Source organism: Nocardiopsis sp. TNDT3, assembly GCF_003427465.1.
Lineage (GTDB): Bacteria > Actinomycetota > Actinomycetes > Streptosporangiales > Streptosporangiaceae > Nocardiopsis > Nocardiopsis dassonvillei.
The window spans coordinates 1-5,504 of record NZ_QPFC01000395.1; the positions used below are offsets into that span (position 1 = coordinate 1).

General features: G+C 73.0%; 6 protein-coding genes. 3 read left to right on the forward strand and 3 right to left on the reverse strand.

All coding sequences use genetic code 11. The features are described from left to right. Window positions 1–37 precede the first annotated feature (37 nt). The 3 genes from DQW06_RS10560 to DQW06_RS10570 all read right to left on the reverse strand — a co-directional run bounded on the left by DQW06_RS10560 (window position 38) and on the right by DQW06_RS10570 (window position 2,546). Window positions 38–1,090, reverse strand: coding sequence for a DUF4429 domain-containing protein (locus DQW06_RS10560; protein WP_013154878.1), 1,053 nt, complete (start codon window positions 1,088–1,090; stop codon window positions 38–40). 99 nt (window positions 1,091–1,189) lie between these two features. Then, entirely contained in the window at window positions 1,190–2,185 is a 996-nt protein-coding gene (locus tag DQW06_RS10565; RefSeq protein WP_013154879.1) for a glycosyltransferase family 2 protein, read from the reverse strand. Between the two features lie 124 nt (window positions 2,186–2,309). After that, window positions 2,310–2,546, reverse strand: a complete 237-nt coding sequence (locus DQW06_RS10570; protein WP_013154880.1) for a TM2 domain-containing protein — start codon at window positions 2,544–2,546, stop codon at window positions 2,310–2,312. Between the two features lie 358 nt (window positions 2,547–2,904). Between DQW06_RS10570 and DQW06_RS10575 the strand changes: the two genes are divergently transcribed. The 3 genes from DQW06_RS10575 to DQW06_RS10585 all read left to right on the forward strand — a co-directional run. After that, entirely contained in the window at window positions 2,905–4,398 is a 1,494-nt protein-coding gene (locus DQW06_RS10575) for an LCP family protein (RefSeq protein WP_013154881.1), read from the forward strand. 19 nt (window positions 4,399–4,417) lie between these two features. Beyond that, window positions 4,418–5,107, forward strand: coding sequence for a YIP1 family protein (locus DQW06_RS10580; RefSeq protein WP_117198367.1), 690 nt, complete (start codon window positions 4,418–4,420; stop codon window positions 5,105–5,107). Window positions 5,108–5,337: 230 nt separating this feature from the next. Then, window positions 5,338–5,504, forward strand: a 167-nt coding sequence (locus DQW06_RS10585) for a 3-hydroxyacyl-CoA dehydrogenase NAD-binding domain-containing protein (protein WP_232833001.1), incomplete at its 3' end; no start/stop codon positions are given.

Sequence of the window (5,504 nt, forward strand, 5' to 3'; positions counted from 1 at the left end):
GCCCCACCGCGCCGATCCCACCGACCGGGCCGCGGTCTCAGATCCGGCCGAGCAGCTCGGCCTTCTTGGCGGAGAACTCCTCGTCGGTGAGCAGTCCCCTGGCGTGCAGTTCTCCTAGGCGCTCGATCTGCTGGAAGATCCACTCGTTGTCGGGTCGGCCGTCCGCCTTCCCCGCGGCGTCCAGGGCCTGCTGCGGGGAGGCCGCCCCGGCCCCCGGTCCGGCTCCGGGTCCGGCGCCCTCCCCCGCGTCCGGAGCCGCGGACCCCGCGGACAGGGCCCGCAGCTGGTCGGTCGAGCGCGCCGCCGCGTCCAGCCACCACCGCGGGTCCCTGAGCCTGGCGGCGACGCCGCGCCCCTCCCGGCCGCCGGCCCCCGACGCCTCCGCGGCCCACACGTGGGCGGTGACCGCCGCGGCCATGAGCAGGGTGTCGTAGCCCTCCGCCCCCTCCTCGGCGACGAGGGCGTGCAGGTCCTGCTTGGGTTTGCCGGTGTCCCTGCCGCCGGTGTCGGCGGTGACCAGGCGCATGTAGCCCCACTCCCAGCCGTCGGAGGGCGCCCAGTCCACCCCGGTGATCTCGGAGAGGTCGTACTCGCGGCGCTGCGCCCTGCGCTTGCGCCCGCTCGCCTCACCGCCGGACCAGACCAGGCGCACGGTGGAGCCGTCCAGGGTCGCGGTCCCCTCGGAGGTCTGGATGTGGAAGGGCAGCCGGGGCACCAGGCGGACGGCCGTGTCGGGGGCGGGCGGCCCGCTCTGCTCGGCGGCGAACCGGATCTGGTCGGCCAGGTACTCGGCGACCAGTTCGCCGCTGGCCTGGCCGGTGAGCCGGAAGGGCTGGGACTTCTCCTTGAGCATCGCGCCGACCGCCGCGTAGGGGTCGGTCCGCTCGTGCAGGCGCAGCTGCAGCAGCCAGCCCTTCCTGGGGCCCGCGCCGGGCTGGAAGTCGACCTCGGCGATCGCGGCCACGGGGAGTTCGAGCTGGCCGATCCGTTTGAGCAGGGGGTCCTTGAACCAGCCCTGGGCCTCGTACCTGATCGCGACCGTCTCACCGTCGAACCGCCACACGGCCTGGTTGCCGCGCAAGTCGTCCATGGCACCCACTTTCCCTTTCCCGTCCCTCACCCCTGCTTAGCAGAAGGCCCTCTCCCGCACGAGAGAGGGCCGGGGCCGGAAGCGGCCGGGGGAGGCGCCTCAGGCCCGGGCGGCCTGCGCCGTGCGCGAGTCCGAGCCGAGTCCGGGCGGGCTGGTGATGAACCCGGCGCCCCACGACATGTGCATGGTGGCCAGCGCGAGCGGGATCATCGGCAGGCTGGCGGCGGGAAGGCCGCGGCCGAGCGGCACCGACGCGGCGGTGACCAGGACCAGGTAGGCGGCCGGGACCAGGAACAGCGGCCAGAGGAAGAAGCCGCCGACCAGCCCGGCGACCACACCCGCCAGGGCGACGGGCGGGGCCAGGTAGCGCAGGTTGATGGTGCCCTTGTGCTGGCGGGAGACCACCCTGCGCCAGCGGCCGTAGTGGAAGTACTGCTTGGCGAGCAGGCGCACGTTGCGCCGGGGGCGGTAGGAGACCCGCATGCGCGGCTGGAACCACACCGTGCCGCCGGTGGTGCGGATGCGGTGGTTCATCTCCCAGTCCTGGGCCCGCAGGAAGGCCTCGTCGTAGCCGCCGACCCGCTCCAGCGCCGAGCGCCGGAAGACGCCCAGGTACACGGTGTCGGCCGGACCGCCCTCGCCGCCGGTGTGGAAGCGCGCGTTGCCCACGCCCACCTTGGAGGTCATGGCGGCGGCGACCGCCTTCTCCCAGGGGGTCGTGCCCTCGGCGGCCATGATCCCGCCGACGTTGTCGGCGCCGGTCTCGCGGAGCGTCTCCACGGCCACCCGCAGGTAGTCCGAGGGCATCATGGCGTGCCCGTCGATGCGGGCGACGATGTCGTGCGAGGAGGCCCCGATGGCGGCGTTGAGCCCGGAGGGGGTCCTTCCCGTCGGGTTGTCCACCACCTTCACGCGCGGGTCGGCGGCGGCGATCCCGTCGGCGACCTCGCGGGTGCGGTCCGAGGAGGGCCCGACCCCGAGCACGACCTCCAGATCGCCCGGGTAGTCCTGGGCGAGGACGTGCTCCACCGCGGCGGCGAGGTGGCGCTCTTCGTTGAGTACGGGCATGACGACGGAGACAGGCGGCCAGGACACGGGCACTTCCCAGGGTCAAGACGTGTCGGGACTGCGTAGGAGCGTGTCGTACGCGCGTCAACGGTACTGCACACCCGTCGCGGTCCCGGCCCGGCGGAGCCCGCCGGGCCGGGGTCGCGGTGTCTCAGCCCTGGTTCTTGACGGGCCTGCCCTCGGCGTCCTTGAAGGAGCCGACGATGATCATGATCAGGTCGATGAGCGTCCACACGCCGGCGCCGCCGCAGGTGAGGATCATCAGGACGCCGGTGCCGATCTTGCCCGTGTAGAAGCGGTGGACGCCGATCGTGCCCAGGAACAGGCAGAGCAGGAGGGCCACGAGCCAGCTCCTGCTGGAGACGGCCTCGGGGTAGGGGTGGGTCACTGGAACTCCGTGCTGCGAGAGGGATGTGGTGAGGGGGGACGGCGCGCTGCGGGCGCCCCCGTGCGGGCCCTCGCCGGACACGGCGGGGTCCCGTTCGGCCGCGGGCCGGGTCCGGCGTGGCCGCGCCAGGACATTGTCACCGCATCGGACCGCGATTTCGGTCACGTGGCGGTACCGGATACGGCTCAGGATGACACCGCCCGCACGGAACCCCCGCGCAGTTCACGGCGTCATAACAAGGAGAGGGCCAGGCAAAGAGGAGGACAACACGCCGGGGGTTGACATCCCGCGCGCTTCGGCGAATCGGGTGACAACCTAGAGATAAGGACACCGTTGACCGGTTGGGACGGGGACGCCGATGAGCGATGACAGAGCGGGACGGCAGGGACCCGCGGAGGAGTTCCGCCGCCAGCGCTCACAGCCCCTCCCGCCCGAACGCTCCCCGAGGTCCGGCCGGGTGACCGTGCCCAGCGCCGCCACCCGTCGGCGCCGTACCGGCCTGCTGGTGATGAGCGCGCTGTCGACGCTGGTCCTGCTCGCCTCGGGCACCTCGTGGGCGCTCACCGGGTGGATGTCGGGGACCCTGAACCGGTTCGACGTGTTCGGCGGCCTGTCCGAGGAGGGGCGCCCCGAGCAGACCGGCGGCCTGACCTTCCTGGTGATCGGCTCCGACAACCGCGACGAGATGAGCGCGGAGGCCCAGGAGGACCTGAGCGTGGGCTCCACCCCGGGCCAGCGCTCCGACAGCATGATGCTGGTGCGGCTCAACCACGACCGCGACCACCTCACCGTCGTCGGCATCCCCCGGGACCTGTGGGTGGACGTCCCCGGCCAGGGTCCCGACAAGATCAACGCCGCCTACGCCCACGGCGGCCCCCAGCTGGCCGTGCGGACCGTGGAGTCGGTGACCGACGTGCGCGTCGACCACTACGTCGAGGTGGACTTCAACGGCTTCGTGGACGTGGTGGACGCCCTGGGCGGCATCGAGGTGTGCCTGCCCGAGGCGATCCACGACCCCAAGGCCCAGCTGGACATGGAGGCGGGCACGCACCGGGTGGACGGGGCCGAGGCCCTGGCCTTCTCCCGCACCCGCGCCACCTCGCGCGGCGACCTGGACCGGATCGAGCGCCAGCAGCAGGTCCTGTCCGCGATGCTCGACCAGGCGATGAGCACCGAGACGCTCTCCGACCCGGCCAAGCTGACCGACTTCCTGGACAGCGCCCTGTCGTCGGTGACCGTGGACCAGGGGCTGGACACCAGCACCATCAACGAGCTCGCGTACCAGATGCGCGACATCGACCTGGGCGAGGTCACCTTCACCCAGGTGCCCATCGCCGACATGGAGTACTGGACGCCGCGCGGCGACGTCGCCGTGCTGTGGGACGAGCCCGCCGCCCGGGAGCTGTTCGCCGCGGTCCGGGCCGACCGGCCCGTGGACGGCTCCGGGGAGGAGGAGCGGGCCGGGTCCGAGCCGGAGCCCGGCGGCATCCGGGTCCAGGTGTTCAACGGGATCGGCACCGCGGGCCTGGGCGCGCAGCTGGACGCCGAGCTGGCCGCGGCCGGGTTCCAGGTGACCTCCCCGGCGCGGAACTGGAGCAGCCTCGACGTCGCCACCACCCAGGTGCGCCACGGTCCCGACGACGCGGCAGCGGCCGAGTACGTGGCCGGGATGATGCCGGGCTCGCAGACGGTCGAGGACGACGCACTGGACGGTGGGCTCCAGATCGTGATCGGGTTCGACTACACGGCGTTCGAGGCCCCGCAGACCGCGGACGCCACCCCGCGGGAGGAGCCCTCGGCCGCGGAGGGGACCGGTTCGGTCTCGACCGCGCGGGAGAACGTCTGCGGGTGACGCGAGGGAAGGAATCACCGTGCTGCACCATCTGGTAGGCCTGCTCGGCGGCGTCGCCCTGGCCCCCGTGCTGTGGGTCGCCGCGGCCTGGTCGTCCGGCCTGCTCCCCCGGTTCGCCGAGGGGGAGGTGACCGTGGCGACGGTGTCGTCGGCGGTGGTGCTGGGGCTGCTGGGGGCGGTGTGCGCCTACCTGGTGGCGTCCCGGCTGTCGCCGCTGGTGGCCGGTGCCAGCGGGGCCCTGCTCACGGCGCTGAGCCTGTGGCCGGTCGCGCACCCGGCGTCCATGGGGGCGGCGCTGTCCTGGCTGAACGAGGACAGCTTCCTCTACCCCTCGGGCGCGGGTCTGGCCGTGGCGCTGCCGCTGGGAACGCTGCTGCTGTTCTCCGCGGCGATGCCCCTCCGCTGGCGTGCCGCGAACGACGGGGCCCCGCCCTCCGGGCGCCGGTTCGTGGCCCGCGCCAGCCGGGAGGAGTACCGGCGCGGGGCGGTCGGTGACACCGTTCCGGACGCGGTCCCCGGCGTCCCGGACCCGGCGTGGCCCGCCGACGACCCCGCCGCTGACCCCGGTGCCGGGTTCGTTGACGGTCCCGACGGCTTCGAGGACGACCCGGACAAGACGACCACGCCCTTCCGCCGCGGGGAGGACGGCTCCGGGTGGACACCCCTGGACCGGGGCGGGCGCGGGCCGAGATTCGGTCGCCGACGCTGAACACGCCCCTGTGGCCGATACGCCGGACCCACCGGTAACCTGAGCGCCTGACTGTTCACGCGGCGTTCGGTCGTGCGCCACGCCCCGGCGCGTAAGGTGATGCATCGCGCCCCGGGCACACCCGTAGGCTGAACAATGTCCGTTTTCTGCCCTCAAGCAGGGTGTTGACCGCCTCCAGCGGGCACAACCAGCGAAACGGGAGCGGACGAAAGCGAGGAAGGACACCACCAGTGGTCGAAGCGGACCGTATGCGCGTCTCCGTCATCGGTACCGGGTACCTGGGTGCCACCACCGCGGCCTGCCTGGCCGAGATGGGGTTCGAGGTCCTGGGACTCGACGTCGACGAGGCCAAGATCGACATGCTCCGCTCCGGCAGGGTCCCCTTCTTCGAGCCCGG

Bases quoted from the DNA above. Each gene is read 5' to 3' on its own strand.
- DQW06_RS10575 (WP_013154881.1), top strand. From the start codon at position 2,905: ATGAGCGATGACAGAGCGGGACGGCAGGGACCCGCGGAGGAGTTCCGC.
- DQW06_RS10560 (WP_013154878.1), bottom strand. From the start codon at position 1,090: ATGGACGACTTGCGCGGCAACCAGGCCGTGTGGCGGTTCGACGGTGAG.